Below are 15,753 nucleotides of genomic sequence, written 5' to 3' on the forward strand. Positions count from 1 at the left end.
TTTCCGTTGTTATTCTTTTCAGACGGCCTCAAGCCCAGCCCAGGCCGTCTGAAAACATCAATTATGCATTTAAAACCAATACAGCCTCTGCTTCAACCTGAACACCTTTAGGCAGGCTGGCTACGCCCACCGCAGCACGCGCAGGGAAAGGCTGTTCGATAAATTCAGCCATCACTTCATTGAACACGGCAAAGTTGGCCAAATCAGTCAAATAAGCATTGAGTTTGACGATATCGTTCAAAGAACCGCCTGCCGCTTCGGCTACGGCTTGCAGGTTTTTAAATACTTGCACTGCTTCGGCGCGGAAGTCGCCATCACCGACCACAGTCATCGTAGCCGGATCCAAAGGAATCTGACCGCTCATATAAACCGTATCGCCTGCACGCACTGCTTGGCTGTATGCCCCAATCGCGGCAGGGGCTTTGTCGGTATGGATAATGGTTTTAGACATGATATTCTCCTCAAGTAGAAATGTCAGAATCAGGTGGAAGCTTCGAATTTTACTTTCAACAGAAATACGTTTCAATAAAAGCATTCAATTAATGCGTTTAGCCCGTCTTGTTCTTCCCCGATTTTAAACCTACAATTCCACACATTATTCATTTCAAAGCCGAAATTATCATGTTTTTTGTCTTATCCCCAGCCAAAAACCTCAACGAAAAAGACCCCTCCCCCGTCAGCAGCTTTACCCAGCCCGACCTTTTGCCCGAAGCAGAAATCCTGATGCAAGAGTTGCGCCAGCTTGCCCCTCAACAAATCGCCGAGCTGATGCATGTTTCCGACAAAATCGCCCTGCTCAACGCCGAACGCAATGCCGTATGGCACACGCCGTTTACGCCTGAAAACGCCAAACAAGCCGTATTTATGTTCAACGGCGACGTCTATGAAGGCATCGCCGCCGATACGCTCAAGCCGGAACAAATCGACTACCTGCAACAACACGTCCGCCTGCTCTCCGGCTTATACGGCGTACTGCGCCCGCTCGACTTGATGCAGCCCTACCGCTTGGAAATGGGTACTGCCTTTGCCAACTCGCGCGGCAAAAACCTCTACGAATTTTGGGGCGATAAAATCACCGACCTGCTCAACCAAACGCTGAAGCAGGCCGGTAGCGATGTCTTAATCAACCTTGCCTCACAAGAATATTTCAAATCCGTCAACACCAAAAAACTCAACGCACGCCTGATTACGCCGATTTTTAAAGACGAGAAAAACGGCAAATACAAAATCATCAGCTTCTACGCCAAGCGTGCGCGCGGTTTGATGGTGCGCTACGCGGCAGAACACGGCATTACCGAGCCTGAAATGCTCAAAAACTTCGACTACGAAGGCTATTCATTCAATGAAGCAGCTTCAAACGAAGCCGAATGGGTATTCATGCGTGAAGAACAATCCAAATAAAAACAGAATCCTAGATATTTTTTCTAAAATACCTCTTGGCAAAGGCCGTAAGTTCCATTAATATTACGGCTTCAAGAATGGAAGCGTGGCAGAGCGGTTTAATGCAACGGTCTTGAAAACCGTCGAGGGTTGATAGCCCTCCGTGAGTTCGAATCTCACCGCTTCCGCCATTCTTGATATTTTTTTATCTAGTGAAAATGAAATGCGAGACTTGATGATTCAAGTCTTTTTTATTTTCAAATCCAAAGAATTCCGTAAAGGCCGTCTGAAAATCTCTTTTCAGACGGCCTTTTCCTTTTCTACAAATCAAACGCGGCGTTAATCAAACGTTTGGTGTAGTCGTTTTGCGGATGGTGGAAAATCTGATCCGCGCTGCCGTACTCAACCATTTCGCCCTGCTTCATCACAATCACGTTGTCGCTGACGGCGCGCACGACAGACAAATCATGACTGATGAACATATAAGTCAGGCCGTATTTCTTCTGCAAATCGCGCAAAAGTTCGACCACTTTGGATTGTACGGAGCGGTCAAGTGCAGAGGTTGGCTCGTCCAAAAGGATGAATTTCGGGCGCAGGATAACGGCGCGTGCAATAGCGATACGCTGACGCTGGCCGCCGGAGAATTCATGCGGATAACGGTTGAGCGCGTCAAGCGGCAGGGACACTTCCTTCATGACTTCCAAAACGCGTTGGATACGTTCTTTTTTAGTCATTTCAGGATGATGAACCGTCAAACCTTCGCCAATAATTTCGCCAACGGTCAAGCGCGGGGAAAGCGAACCGAACGGATCTTGGAACACAATTTGCCGTTGCGATTTCAGACGGCGTGCTTCTTCGGCGGTATAGTTTTTCAGGTCTTTGCCTTCAAAGGAGATATGGCCTGTATAAGGCAGCATCTGCATCACTGCTTTGCCCAGCGTGGATTTACCGGAACCGGACTCACCGACGACGCCCAATGTTTCGCCTTCTTTAATTTTAAAGCTGATGCCTTTGACAGCGTCAAAAGTTTTGAGCGGTTTGCCGAAAAAGTTTTGCTTCAATACGAAAGAAACATTGACATTGTCGGCATCAATCAACACACCGGCGTTGTTTTCTTCCGGCTCTTTCATGCCTTTGGGAATGGCATTGATGAGTTCGGCAGTATATTCGTGTTTCGGATGGGCAAATACTTCTTTGATTTTGCCACGCTCAACAATTTCGCCGTTACGCATGACGCAGACGGTTTTGGAATAGTGTTCCGCCAAACCCAAATCGTGGGTAATGAAGATAATCGCCATGCCCATTTGCTGTTGCAAATCGTGGAGCAAATCGAGAATCTCGGCTTGAATGGTCACATCCAAAGCCGTGGTCGGTTCGTCGGCAATCAGCAAGTCAGGTTCATTGATGAGTGCCATAGCAATCATGATGCGTTGCAGCTGACCGCCGGAAAACTCGTGCGGATACTGCTTCATGCGGCGCTCGGCTTCTTTGATGCCCACACGCTCCAGCAATGCCAATGCCTTCTGCCCTGCTTCTTTTTTGCCAAGCTTTTTATTGTGCACACGCGCCGCTTCAATCAGTTGCGTACCGATACGCATAAACGGATTGAGCGAGGTCATCGGCTCTTGAAAAATCACGCTGATGCGGTTGCCGCGCAAATCACGCAGGGTTTTCTCATCTGCATCTAAAATGGAAATACCGTCAAAAGTAATGCGCGAATCTTTGCCATAGCGGGCAAATTTCTCAGGCAGCAGGCGCATAACGGACATAGACGTTACAGACTTGCCCGAACCGGACTCGCCGACCAAAGCCAATGTTTCGCCCTCTGCCACTTTAAAGCTGACATTACGCACGGCGTGCACGTTTTTTTCATGCAATTCAAAATTGATGTCCAGATTTTCTACAACCAGTAACTGTTTTGTCATTTTGATTATCCTTTTGGTTGTGGTTTAGCGGTCTTTCGGGTCGAGCGCATCGCGCAGGCCGTCGCCGATAAAGTTGAAACAGAACAAGGTGGTTACCAAGAAGAAACTCGGCACGAGCAGCTGCCATGGTGCAGCTTCCATCGAAATCGCGCCTTCTTGCAACATCGAACCCCAACTGGTCATCGGCTCTTGCACGCCCAAGCCCAAGAAGCTCAAGAAGGATTCAAACATAATCATGCCCGGCACCAGCAAAGAGGCATACACCATCACCACGCCCAAAACATTCGGAATAATGTGGCGCGTTACGATTTTACGTTTTGCCACGCCGCTCACACGAGCCGCTTCGACAAACTCTTTATGCTTCAAGCTCAAGGTTTGACCGCGCACGATACGCGCCACGTCCAGCCAAGACACCAAACCTACGGCGGCAAAAATCAAAAGCAGGTTGCGGCCGAAGAACGTGGTCAGCAGAATAACGAAAAACATAAACGGAAATGCGTTCAAAATTTCCAAAAAGCGCATCATCAGCGAATCGAGCTTACCCCCGATAAAACCGGCAATCGCACCATAAAGCGTACCGATGACAACGGCCACCAATGCGCCGGCCACACCGACCAGCAAGGAAATACGTCCGCCGGTTGCCGCGCGCGACAGCAAATCGCGGCCGAGCAAGTCCGTACCCAGATAGTGATGAGTAGAAAAGGACGGCGGAATCTGCATATTGTCCCAGTCGGTGAAGTCGTAGGTGTAGCGGACAATCCATGGCGCCACAATCACAAAAATGCTGATCAGCAACAGGATAATAATGCTGTACACCGCCGCTTTGTTCTGTTTAAAACGCCGCCATGCGTCGCTCCACAGGCTTTTGCCGTGTACTTGGGCGTATTCTGCTGCCTCTGCAAGGGCCTGAGTCTGCTTCTTTTTGAATAACATAATATTCTCTCTCGCTTTTTATTCTTTCTTCAGGCCGTCTGAACGTTTCAGACGGCCTTTGCGCAAATGGGATTAATAACGGATTTTCGGGTCAATAATGGCATACAGAATATCGAGGATGGCGTTGAACAAAATAGTCATGATGCCCACCAAAATCGTCAAACCCAAAATCATGCCGTAGTCACGGTTGAGCGCGCCGTTGACAAACAATTGTCCGACGCCGGGAATACCGAACACGTTTTCAATCACAATGGAGCCGGTAATGATGCCGACGAATGCCGGGCCTAAGAAAGAAACAATCGGCAACATGGCAGGACGCAACGCATGGCGCAGGATGATGCGGCTCATGGGCAGGCCTTTGGCGCGTGCCGTACGGATAAAGGGGCTGTTCAATACTTCAATCATCGCGCCGCGCGTAATCCGCGCGATACTGGACACATAACCGATGGACAAAGTAACGACAGGCAGGATCAAGTTCATCAGTGCGCCATCGTTCCAGCCGCCCGCAGGTAGCCATTGCAATCTGACGGCAAACACCAGAACCAATACCGGCGCCATCACAAAACTGGGAACGACAATGCCGGTCATCGCGCCGCTCATCAGCGAATAATCCAGCCAGCTGTTTTGTTTTAAGGCGGCGATAATGCCGATAAACATGCCAAAGATAGCGGCAATCAAAAAGGCGTAGAAGCCAAGTTCTGCCGATACCGGCAGGGATTGGGCAAGCAACTCATTAACGCTGAAATCTTTATATTTGAACGACGGCCCCAAATCCCCCTGCGCCAACTGCTTGAGGTAGTGGAAATATTGGAGGTACATCGGGTCATTGAGGTGGTATTTGGCTTCGATATTGGCCATGACCGCAGGCGGCAGATTACGTTCGCCTGTGAACGGGCTACCCGGTGCAAGCCGCATCAGGAAAAAAGATACGGTAATCAACACCAGCATGGTCGGGATGGAAGCACATATCCGTTTGATGATGAATTTCAACATAATCAGGCTGTCCTGTCTGAACATACCGGACTCGTGAAAACAAAGCTGACCTGAAGCGGAAATCGAATGAATGGCAGCAGGCGTCTGTAACGTCGCCGCGCCGGTTTCTCTCTCTATTCCGACCGGGTTATTGTTTTTATTCGGAGTCGGGTAAGGTTTTTTAGTTTTTAGATAATTGTTGTTATAAGGCCGTCTGAAACTTTGTATCCGCCGTTTCAGACGGCCTTTCACGTTAACGCGCCAAAGGTTCGGTGCGTTCAATCAGCCATGCTTTGGCCGCTCCTTCTGTCAAAGGCTCGAGACGGCGGCGCACTTCGGCGTGATATTGGTTCAGCCATTCGATTTCGCTGCCGGTCATCAGTTTGGTATCGATCAGGCGCGTATCGATTGGGCAGAGGGTAACGGTTTCAAAATACAGGAATTTGCCGAACTCGGTTTCCTCTGGGTTTTCAACCGGGCGGTTGATTACCAAACTTTCGATACGGATACCCCATTTGCCCGGACGGTAAAGACCCGGCTCGTTGGAAGTCAGCATGCCTGATTTCATCGCGTGATGCGGTTGCGGTACGGCGGCAACGGCAATGCTTTGTGGGCCTTCATGCACATTGAGGAAATAGCCCACACCATGACCTGTACCGTGACCATAATCACATTGCGCCTGCCAGAGCGATTTGCGGCAGATGGCATCAATCATCGGGCCTTTGATGTTTTCAGGGAAAATGGTCTCCGCCAGAGAAATATGAGCTTTCAACACCAAAGTGTAATCGCGCTTCATGGCTGCACTCGGGTTGCCGACAGGCACCACGCGCGTGATGTCGGTCGTACCGCCCCAGTATTGACCGCCGGAGTCAATCAGCAGCATACCGTCGCCTTTGATTTTGCTGTTGTTTTCCGGTGTCGCGCTGTAATGAGGCAAGGCGGCATTGGCATTGTAGCCGGCGATGGTGTCGAAACTTGGCGAAATAAAGCCGGGACGTTGGCTGCGGTGTTTGTAGAGCATGCCGTCGATGTCCAGTTCGCTCAATTCGCCGCCGTCTGCCAAGATTTGTTCAAACTCGGCAAAGAAGCCGCACAATGCCGCGCCGTCTTCCGCCATGGTATTGCGGATATGGGCGATATCGGCATCGGATTTGACTGATTTGAAGAATGTGCTTGGGTGGATGGCTTCAATCAAACGGACGTCTTCAGGCAGGCGGCGCAAAGTGCCGACAGCAGTTTTGTTCGGATCAATCAGCAATGTGCCATTAACGCCTGCCAAATAGTCCGCCGCCTGCGCATAAGGCAATACTTCAAAACCTGCCGCTTTCAAAGCTTCGGCAGATTCGGCTTTCAGACGGCCTGCATCGGTAAACAATACGGCTTTGTCTTGGCTGATAAACAGATGGGACAAGAACACAGGGTTAAACGGTACATCATCGCCGCGCAGATTAGTAATCCAAGCGATGTCGTCCAAAGAAGAAACCAAATGCGCATCTGCGCCCTGCTCTTTCATGGCCGCACGGATTCTGGCCAGTTTTTCGGCCGCCGTTTCGGAAACATAGTCGGGATGGTGAACGTAGATTTCCGGAGTCGGCAATGCAGGACGGTCGTCCCACACTTCGCCCAACAAGGTTTCAGGGTATTCGAGGCGGATGTTTTTGGCGGCAAGTGCCTGTTTTAAACCGCGCTCGCCGCTGAGTGCGAACATATCGGCAGGCGCGCCGACCACTGCGCCCTCGGGCAGATTTTGCGCCAACCATTCAGTATAAGGCGCATCAACGCCCATTTTTTGCAGCTCGATGCCGTTTGGCGCAAGCTGTTGGCCGGCCTGTTCCCAATAGCGGCTGTCCGTCCACACGCCAGCTTTATCGGCGGTTACCACCAAAGTGCCGGCCGAACCGGTAAAGCCGGAAAAATCGCGGCGTGCCTGCCAATGCTCGGGCAGGTATTCGGAAAGGTGCGGATCGGCGGAAGGAATGACAAACGCGTCCACGCCATGTTTTTTCATGGCTTCGCGTAAAGCGGACAAACGTTGCTGTACAGATTTCATGTGTTATGTCTCCTATTGTTTCAGACGGCCCCTGTCATCAAGGCCGTCTGAAAATTTGTGCTGTCTATCATCAATCTATTTTTTCGGTGCGAACGACCAGCTCTTGACTGTATAGTTCCGCAAAGGGTCTTTATCGGAATAGCCGATAATATCAGGTTTGACCATACGCACTTCAACCTGATGATACAGCGGAATCAGTGCAGCGTCTTCTTGAAGCTGCTTCTCCGCATCGGCATAAAGCTGGCTGCGCGCTTCCTTGCTGACACCATCTTTCAGCGTATTGTTCATAAATGTATCAAACGCCGCGCTTTTGTAGCGGAATGCATTGTTTGAGTTGTTGGATTTCAAAATATTGAGCATACCTGCCGGATCGTTGAAATCGGAACACCAGCCGCTGAACGAAACCTTGAAATTACCTTGCGCGCGCGTATCCAAATAAGTTTTCCATTCCTCGTTGGACAAAGTCGGACGGATAAACGGAATGGCAGCTTTCCACACCGACTGCACGGCAGTGATTTGTTTTTTAGACGCTTCGCTGGTGCTGTACAAAATATCGAACTCAAGCGGATGTTCATCGTTGTAGCCTGCTTCGTTCAACAGTTTGCGTGCGGTTTCGATGCGTTTTTCAGGTGTCCACTCCTTCCACTCCGGATAAACAGGAATCACGCCCTGCATTTGCGGCGGCGTCAATTGGAAGGCAGGCGTATCGCCGCGGCCGCCCACTTTGACGACAATGTCGCGGCGCGTCAGCATATTGAGCGCCTTGCGGACGCGTGGATCGTTAAACGGCGCCGCTTCGTGGTTCGGCTCCAAATACCAGCTGCACAAAGAAGTCGTGCGTCTTACTTGGCCCGGAAACTCAATATCCGCGACTTTGACCTGATCACTGGGAATACCGTAGGTCACATCAATTTCATTGGCTCGATAACGGTTGTACTCACCGCTACCTGATAAGAAAACCGCCTTCGGAATGGCCACTTTGTCTTTATCGTAATAATTGGGATTGCGTTCCATATTGATGTGGCTATTGACTTTCCAATCCGTTAACAGATAGGCACCACTGGAAACATAATGACCGGGCTGTGTCCACTTATTGCCATATTTTTCAACAGTGGCGCGGTGAACCGGAAATGTGAATTGCTGAATCAGCATATCGGGGAAATAAGGCACGGGCGCAATCAGCGTAAATTGCAGGGTCTTCGCGTCCAACGCCTTGACGCCCAATGTCTCAGGCTTGGCTTTGCCGTTTAATATATCTTCCGCATTTTCCACTTGTGCATCGACCAAATAGCTGCCGAAAGGTGCGCCGGTGGCCGGATCGGCAAGACGGCGGAAGCTGTACACGAAATCTTCGGCAGTAATCGGATCGCCATTGCTCCATTTGGCATCACGCAGATGGAAGGTCCAAACACGCTCGCCCTCGCTCTCCCATTTTTCCGCCAAAGCAGGAATGGTTTTACCTTCGGCATCCGTACCGACCAAACCATCCATCAACTGACGGATAATCGCACCAGCCGCCATATCGCCGCTCATCTGAGGATCCAGCGTACCCGGCTCGACGCCGTTGCTGACCACCACGCGCTCATAATCGGTACGTTTAAACTCAGGAGCAGGCTTGACATCGCGGCTGCACGCCGACAACGCGAATACGGCAGCCAATGATGCAGCCAACAGCGGATAGGTTTTTCCGGCCATATTTCATTCCTTCTTTTGGGTATTCTTCTTTTTCAGACGGCCTAATGATTCAAACTACACTCGACTACATTTATTTAGAATTTTTCCAGTGCAGTTAAATCATCTATTTCAAGTCATGAAAATAGTGTTTTAAACCACATATTCCATCAGGATAATAGTGAGCCATCCAAGATTGTTGGCAAATTAACACAAAAATACGTAACTGAAAACTATTTTTCAATTTATCCTACGATAAATTACAAATGTATTGATTTTTTATAATTTGTCAAATAAGATTATCCGAATACCCCGTCCCCAATTAAGAAAAAGACATAAAAGGAGAACAAAATGAACAAGTTATCTTGTTTTGTTGCCATTACCCTCATCGGCTCTTCCATGAGCATCGCCCACGCCGAACCTAAAATGAACGGTACCATATACATTATGACCGAGGTCGAACACAACAATAAAACCGGCGTAACCAATACAACCATTTCCGATAAAAGTTCCAGTCTTTATCTCTCCGATGAAGTACGACTCAACAACGACTTATGGCTGAAATGGCAACTTGGCTCCTTTATTTACTTCGATTCCGACCGCTGGGGCGGCTGGGGTACTGCCGACTCATACGTCGCGCTCAACAGCTACAAAAACCTTGGCACCGTCAAAATGGGTTACATCAGTACACCCATGAACAGCATTTATCTGAACCCGTTCGACACCAACAGCTCGATTTTGGAATTCGGCAAAATTTCCCGCTTCGGCCAACGCCGCGTTTCCATGGCTTATGAGTCTCCTTGGAAAAACGGTTTCCAATTCAAATTCAACGTTTCCCCAGGTTCCAATGCCGCACGCAACAACAACGACTGGAATCCGGACAAAAAACGTGACGGCGACTGGGTTTTCGGCTGGGGTGTGGACTACAACCACCCAAACAACGGCTTTAACGCCCACTACGCTGCCGAATACGCACCCAACGACTCTCCGACCGAAACCAAAGACTTCCAAGCCCATGCATTCATGGCCGGATACAGCAAAGACAAAATCTCCGTCGATGCCGCGTTCCAATACGCCAAAAATACTTGCAACGGCTTCAGCTGCTGGGGCGTATGGAAAGATGCGGCAGGCAATGTAGCCGGTTCTTACGACAAAGAAATCAACAACACCAAAGAATTTATGGTGTCCGGCTCATACAAAGTGGGCAATTTCAAACCTCAAATCGGCTTTGCCTACGGTAAAAGCTCTGTCGGCGAAGACTACAAACACGTCGCCGTCAGCACCGATTACAGCTTCTCCAAACGGACAACCGCCACACTCGGCGCTGGCTGGTTGAAAGAAAACGTCAATCCGAAATACGAAGAAGATTTGCCGAAAAAATCTTCTTACGCAGTGGGCATGGTATTCAAACACCGCTATTAATGCCTGACAGATTAAAGGCCGTCTGAAACAATTTGTTCAGACGGCCTTTTCTACATCCTATAATTAAACTTGCAGCCCACCTTAAAAATCATTACATTGCCCACACTCAAGCAACAAAAACGTCATCATGAACGTCCACCGCACCCTCATCATCTCCGTTTTTATCGTCGCCAGCTGTGGCCTCGCTTACGAGCTCATCATCGCCGCGCTCGCAAGCTATCTTTTGGGCGACAGTATTTTGCAGTTTTCCTCCGTCATCGGGCTTTATCTGTTTTCAATGGGTATCGGTGCCCACCTGACCCAATACATCAAAGACGAAGACGTGTTGCACCGCTTTATCGAAATCGAACTTCTGGTCGGCATCATCGGCGGCATTTCCGCGCTGGCATTATTCGTCGCCTTCGGTTTATCCGCCGCCCCGTTCCGCACCCTGCTCTACGCTTTTGTACTGATTGTCGGCATGGTTGTCGGCATGGAAATTCCTTTGGTCATGCGCGTGTTAAACCAAAAAGGGGCGGAATTTAAAGAGCTCGTTTCCAAAGTATTGACCTTCGACTACTTGGGCGCACTTGCCGTCTCTCTGTTGTTTCCGCTCCTACTCGCCCCCAAACTCGGCATGGCTCGTTCCGCCTTATTGTTTGGCATTTTCAACGCCGCCGTCGCCTATCTGACTGCACGTGTATTCAAATCCGAATTGCCCCGCTACCGCGCCATCCGCCTGCGCGCGCTGATTGTCTTGTCCGTCCTCGCCGCCGCTTTCGCCTACGCCGACCGCATCTCTTTCAAAGCCGAACAAAGCTATTTCGGCGACCCCGTCGTCTATCAAAGCCATTCGCCCTACCAACGGCTGGTCGTTACACGCTGGAAAGACGACACCCGCCTCTATATCAACGGCAACCTGCAATTCTCCTCGCGCGACGAAGCCCGTTACCATGAAGCACTCGTTCTGCCTGCCATGCAGATGGTGCCCAATGCCGAACGCATCCTGATTCTCGGCGGCGGCGACGGATTGGCGGCACGCGAAGTCTTGAAATATCCGCAGGTCAAAAATATTACTTTGGTCGATCTCGACCCCGACATGACCGCTACTTTTAGAACCTCCGCCACCTTGAGCGCGCTCAACCAAGGCTCGCTGTCCCATCCCAAAATGCACATCGTCAACGACGATGCCGCCAAATGGCTGGAAGGGTCGTCTGAAAAATTCGACGTCATCATCATCGACCTGCCCGACCCGTCCAACTTCTCACTGGGCAAACTCTACTCCGTCCCCATGTACCGCCTCGTCGCCCGCCATCTTCAGCCGCAGGGCAAAATCGTCGTCCAATCCACCTCGCCCTACTTCGCCCCCAACGCCTACTGGTCGGTCGTTGCCACCCTCGAAGCCGCCGGCCTTTCCACCGCGCCTTATCACGTTTACGTCCCCTCCTTCGGTGAATGGGGATTTGTGTTGGCAGGCTTCGACCAAAACTTCCCCATTCCGCAAAAATTCGATGTACCCACCCGCTATCTCAATGCCCAGACCGTCGCCGAAATGTTCCATTTTCCGCCCGATATGGCAAGGCGCAAGGTTGAAGCAAATTATTTGAACAACCAAATTCTCGTCAGTTATTTTGAAAGTGATTGGAACAATGTGATGCGATAGAATATCTAAAGGCCGTTTGAAACATCTGCCTTCTTTTTATCTCCGTTCAGACGGCCTCATCGCCCGTTTACCCTTTTTCACACAGCATTTGCTTGAAAAAATAAGGTTTATCTTTATCTAGATAGAACACAATCGACACTATCCGTTGAATGAAGGAACAAACACTTATGCAGTATTTTGGAATCGGTTTTTTGGTTTTAATCTTTTTGGAAATCATGTCCATCGTCTGGGTTGCCGACTGGCTTGGTGGCGGTTGGACGCTGTTTGTGATGGCTCTCAGCTTTATCAGCGGTATCTTTATGCTGCGCCATACCGGCATCTCCGGCTTATTGCTCGCAGGCGCAGCCGTCCGCAGCGGACAAAACATTTCCCTCTATCAGATGCTGTGGCCGATTCGCTATACTGCCGCCGCGGTTTTCCTGCTCAGCCCCGGTTTTATTTCAACCGCCGTTGCCCTGCTCTTGCTGATTCCGTTTAAAGGCAACGCGGCCGTTTCTTCTACACAGTCTGTCCAAAGCCGCCAGACTTACAGCTCCGCCAAAGATAATGAAGATATTATCGAAGGCGAATATACGGTTACGCGCACCAGCAAAGCCGACAAACCGCAAGACTATATCGAACACAAACCCGATTGACAACTTCCTTCATAAAAGGCCGTCTGAATTAGGAATACCTCAAAAGTGTTTCATATTTCAGACGGCCTTAATCATTTCCTGGCTTTGAAAATGTAAATATCAGTTTGTAATTCGGTTATTCCGCATAATTCATTTAAAATAAGTAGTTATTTTGATTCTAAAAACGACACGGTATCCAATGAACGTTCAACGTCTTTTCCCTCTCTCCCTCAGCTTGATTACCGCCGCTGTTTTATCGGCGTGCGCCACCCAAAACACACAGACTGCTTCGAATACCGAAACCGTCGTTCAGCCTAAATCTACTTCTATTCCTTCACGCCGCGCCGACAGCGAATCCAAAATCCTGTCCGATTACAGCCAATACCAAAGCGCCATCGATGCCGCCAAACGCGGCGACGATGCTTGGGTACAACAATTTTTATCCCAAGCCAGCGACAGCGCAATGGCTGAAAACGTCCGCAACGAATGGCTGAAAACCTTGGGCGCGCGCGGCCAATGGGATTTGTTCCGTCAAGAATTCAGTAAATTGAACGCCGCCGGCGTCGCACAAGAAGTCCAATGTTATGCCGATTTGAGCAGCGGCAATTACAGCAAAGCCGCCGAGCTGGTTCGCGTGACCGGCAAACTGCCTGCCGGCTGTACCCGCCTGGTTGAAAGCGCGGCAGCTTCAGGCCGTCTGAACACCAACGACGCATGGCGCCGCGTGCGCGGCTTGTTGAGCAACAGCCAAACCACAGATGCACGCAACCTCGCCGCCGCATTGGGCAGCCCGTTTGAAGGTGGCGCGCAAGGTGCGACCGAATACAGCCTGTTGAGCGTGATCGGCAAAGATGCACGCAAATCCGCTTCTGCCGCCGCCACCCTGTCCGACATGGAATCCGGCCTCAGCAACGAACAACGCAGCTTCGCATGGGGCGTACTGGGCCACTACCATGCACAAAGCCAAAACATGCCGACTGCTTTGAGCTACTACGGCCGCGTTTCCGACCGCAAACAACTGACCGACGAACAATTAGAATGGTACGCACGCGCCGCTTTGCGCCTGCAACGTTGGGACGAATTGGCAAGCGTGATTCAACATATGCCTGAAAAACTGCAAAAAGACCCGACATGGCAATATTGGCTGGGCCGCAGCTTCGCCGCACAAGGCAAAAGCAGCCAAGCCAAAGAAATGTATGAAAAAGCTGCCGCTTCCGGCCGCAATTTCTACGCCGTAATGGCAGGTGAAGAATTGGGCCGCCGCATCAATACGCGCAACAACGTTTCTGATGCCGATGCCAGAGACGTCCGCCGCATGAGCGAAGACGGCGCCATCAAACGCGCATTGGTTCTATTTAAAAACAGCCAAAGCAACGGCGATTCCAAAATGCGCCGTCAGGCACAGGCAGAATGGCGTTTTGCCACTCGCGATTTCAACGAAGACAACCTGCTGACTGCCGCACAAGTCGCTTTTGACAACCAGTTCTACGATATGGCAATCAACAGCGCCGACCGTACTGACCATAAGCTCAACTACAAACTGCGCTATCTCTCGCCATTTAAGGATATTACCGTCCGCTATGCCGCACAGGCAGGCGTTGACCCTGCATGGGTTTACGGTTTGATTCGCCAAGAGAGCCGCTTTGTCATGGGCGCGCAATCCAGCGTCGGCGCACAAGGCCTGATGCAGGTCATGCCTGCGACCGCCCGCGAAATCGCCGGCAAAATCGGTATGAGCAGTAGCGAACTCTACACTATGGACGGCAACATCCGCATGGGTACTTGGTACATGGCAGATGCCAAACGCCGCCTGCAAAATAACGAAGTAATGGCCACCGCAGGCTACAATGCCGGCCCCGGCCGCGCCCGCAACTGGCAGGCTTCTTCGCCTTTGGAAGGAGCCATCTACGCCGAGACCATCCCATTCACAGAAACCCGCGACTATGTGAAAAAAGTCATGACCAACGCAACTTATTACGCGTCATTGTTCAATGAGCCGCAAACTTCGTTGAAACAACGTATGGGTACGGTTCCCGGCCGCTATTAATACCCAACAGGCCGTCTGAAAAGTGAGACAGAATCAAACGTTCAGACGGCCTGCAATCTTGACAGACTATCGGGTTTATAAGATAATCGCACGATTGTTTCTGACTGAAAAGGTCACTTGCACGGCAAAAGCCGACTTGTTAGGAGGTGATGTTTACATCACGGCGCGTATCCCGCCCTGCCCTAGGCAAACCAGCGATACAACAACTACCCCATTATGACAAACCGTCCTCTATTTCTTAAAACGGTTTGATTGAACAAAATTTAAAGGAAATAAAATGCCTGCTATTCGTGTTAAAGAGAATGAACCATTTGAAGTTGCCATGCGTCGTTTCAAACGTGCCGTAGAAAAAACCGGTCTGTTGACCGAGCTGCGCGCCCGTGAAGCGTACGAAAAACCAACTACCGAACGCAAACGCAAAAAAGCTGCTGCAGCCAAACGTCTGCAAAAACGCCTGCGCAGCCAACAACTGCCTCCTAAAATGTACTAATTACAGGCCTGCCCTGTGATAAACAACACACCGCAAGGGCAGCTTTGCGGTGTGTTTTGTTTTTCAGACGGCATCTTTTTAAAAGTGAGAATATTATGAGCCTAAAAACACAATTAACCGAAGACATGAAAACCGCCATGCGTGCCAAAGACCAAGTGTCTTTAAGCACCATCCGCCTGATTAATGCCGCCATCAAACAATTTGAAGTAGATGAGCGTACTGAAGCCGATGACGCCAAAGTCATCTCCATCCTGACCAAAATGGTGAAACAACGCAAAGACAGTGCCAAAATCTATGCCGAAGCCGGCCGTCAAGATTTGGCTGACAAAGAAAACGCGGAAATCGAAATCCTCAACCGCTACCTGCCGCAAATGATGTCTGCAGAAGAAATCAAGACTGTCGTTGAAGCAGCCATTACAGAAACCGGTGCATCAGGCATGGCCGATATGGGCAAAGTCATGGGCGTACTGAAAACCCGTCTGGCCGGAAAAGCCGACATGGGTGAAGTCAACAAGGTTTTGAAAGCCGCATTGACTGCTTAATCATCAATAATCAAAAAGGCCGTCTGAAATATTATGAACTGCACCCCAAAAGTTGGACATCCCCC

General features: G+C 50.2%; 13 protein-coding genes and 1 tRNA gene. 8 read left to right on the top strand and 6 right to left on the bottom strand.

Features of this window, described 5'->3' with window-relative positions; all coding sequences use genetic code 11:
- Positions 1–61 precede the first annotated feature (61 nt).
- The gene (locus HMPREF2872_RS10630) at positions 62–451 is read right to left on the bottom strand and encodes a RidA family protein (protein ID WP_036472307.1); all 390 of its coding nucleotides are present in this window, start codon (positions 449–451) and stop codon (positions 62–64) included.
- A 170-nt stretch (positions 452–621) separates the two neighbouring features.
- On the opposite strand from HMPREF2872_RS10630, the gene yaaA reads away from it, so the two are divergent.
- Together yaaA and HMPREF2872_RS10640 are read left to right on the top strand one after the other, a co-directional pair.
- The gene (gene yaaA, locus HMPREF2872_RS10635) at positions 622–1,401 is read left to right on the top strand and encodes a peroxide stress protein YaaA (RefSeq protein ID WP_070633483.1); all 780 of its coding nucleotides are present in this window, start codon (positions 622–624) and stop codon (positions 1,399–1,401) included.
- Between the two features lie 79 nt (positions 1,402–1,480).
- A tRNA-Ser gene (locus HMPREF2872_RS10640) sits at positions 1,481–1,571 on the top strand.
- Between the two features lie 129 nt (positions 1,572–1,700).
- On the opposite strand, the gene HMPREF2872_RS10645 is transcribed toward HMPREF2872_RS10640, so the two are convergent.
- From HMPREF2872_RS10645 to HMPREF2872_RS10665, 5 genes are all read right to left on the bottom strand, one after another.
- Complete coding sequence (locus HMPREF2872_RS10645) at positions 1,701–3,305, bottom strand: ABC transporter ATP-binding protein (RefSeq protein WP_070633485.1); 1,605 nt, start codon at positions 3,303–3,305, stop codon at positions 1,701–1,703.
- 24 nt (positions 3,306–3,329) lie between these two features.
- A complete protein-coding gene (oppC, locus tag HMPREF2872_RS10650; protein ID WP_003683112.1) occupies positions 3,330–4,238 on the bottom strand; it encodes an oligopeptide ABC transporter permease OppC in 909 nt (302 codons plus the stop codon).
- A gap of 72 nt (positions 4,239–4,310) precedes the next feature.
- Complete coding sequence (gene oppB, locus HMPREF2872_RS10655; protein WP_036472303.1) at positions 4,311–5,231, bottom strand: oligopeptide ABC transporter permease OppB; 921 nt, start codon at positions 5,229–5,231, stop codon at positions 4,311–4,313.
- A 232-nt stretch (positions 5,232–5,463) separates the two neighbouring features.
- A complete protein-coding gene (locus HMPREF2872_RS10660; RefSeq protein ID WP_070633487.1) occupies positions 5,464–7,260 on the bottom strand; it encodes an aminopeptidase P family protein in 1,797 nt (598 codons plus the stop codon).
- 75 nt (positions 7,261–7,335) lie between these two features.
- The gene (locus HMPREF2872_RS10665) at positions 7,336–8,955 is read right to left on the bottom strand and encodes an ABC transporter substrate-binding protein (protein ID WP_070633489.1); all 1,620 of its coding nucleotides are present in this window, start codon (positions 8,953–8,955) and stop codon (positions 7,336–7,338) included.
- 327 nt (positions 8,956–9,282) lie between these two features.
- On the opposite strand from HMPREF2872_RS10665, the gene HMPREF2872_RS10670 reads away from it, so the two are divergent.
- The 6 genes from HMPREF2872_RS10670 (at position 9,283) to HMPREF2872_RS10695 (ending at position 15,688) form a co-directional block, all read left to right on the top strand.
- Complete coding sequence (locus HMPREF2872_RS10670) at positions 9,283–10,353, top strand: porin (RefSeq protein WP_070633491.1); 1,071 nt, start codon at positions 9,283–9,285, stop codon at positions 10,351–10,353.
- A gap of 127 nt (positions 10,354–10,480) precedes the next feature.
- On the top strand, positions 10,481–11,995 hold the full coding sequence (locus HMPREF2872_RS10675; RefSeq protein ID WP_070633494.1) for a polyamine aminopropyltransferase: 1,515 nt from the start codon (positions 10,481–10,483) through the stop codon (positions 11,993–11,995).
- Positions 11,996–12,162: 167 nt separating this feature from the next.
- Positions 12,163–12,630, top strand: a complete 468-nt coding sequence (locus HMPREF2872_RS10680) for an FxsA family protein (RefSeq protein WP_070633496.1) — start codon at positions 12,163–12,165, stop codon at positions 12,628–12,630.
- A gap of 178 nt (positions 12,631–12,808) precedes the next feature.
- Entirely contained in the window at positions 12,809–14,656 is a 1,848-nt protein-coding gene (locus HMPREF2872_RS10685) for a lytic transglycosylase domain-containing protein (protein WP_070633498.1), read from the top strand.
- Positions 14,657–14,933: 277 nt separating this feature from the next.
- Positions 14,934–15,146, top strand: coding sequence for a 30S ribosomal protein S21 (gene rpsU / locus HMPREF2872_RS10690; RefSeq protein WP_003680926.1), 213 nt, complete (start codon positions 14,934–14,936; stop codon positions 15,144–15,146).
- A 95-nt stretch (positions 15,147–15,241) separates the two neighbouring features.
- On the top strand, positions 15,242–15,688 hold the full coding sequence (locus HMPREF2872_RS10695; protein WP_049351165.1) for a GatB/YqeY domain-containing protein: 447 nt from the start codon (positions 15,242–15,244) through the stop codon (positions 15,686–15,688).
- Positions 15,689–15,753 lie beyond the last annotated feature (65 nt).

It is taken from the genome of Neisseria sp. HMSC069H12, assembly GCF_001812735.1.
GTDB lineage: Bacteria > Pseudomonadota > Gammaproteobacteria > Burkholderiales > Neisseriaceae > Neisseria > Neisseria subflava.